A 349-nucleotide genomic window follows, 5' to 3' on the forward strand; every position below is an offset into this window, starting at 1 on the left:
GGTGAGGCCGAAGTCCAGGTCGTTGGCTTGGCACAGGGTGTAGAGCACTACACCGCTGGTGGCGATGCCGGTGAGAACAAGGCTGTCGATCTCGCGGGCGCGCAGGAGCAGGTCGAGGTCGCTGCCCACGAAGGCGCTGACCCGCGTCCTGGTCACGACGAGATCGGCGGGCCGCGGTGCGATGTCCGGGTGGATCTCGGCGCCCGGGTCCTCGTCGGTAACCAGATGCCGTCGCCGAGCCCACGGAGCATATTGTTGCGCGCGATGGCCTCAGGGTGCCCGGCGCGGAATCGGACGACCACGTAGATCACCGGCATCTCCGCGGCGCGGGCCGCCTCGATCGCACCGC

General features: G+C 69.3%; 1 pseudogene. It reads right to left on the reverse strand.

What is annotated here, in order from left to right:
- Positions 1-349: pseudogene (locus IEZ17_RS41530) on the reverse strand (cysteine hydrolase family protein); the annotation flags it as partial.

This window comes from Streptomyces albospinus, from assembly GCF_014648695.1.
Classification (GTDB): domain Bacteria; phylum Actinomycetota; class Actinomycetes; order Streptomycetales; family Streptomycetaceae; genus Streptomyces; species Streptomyces albospinus.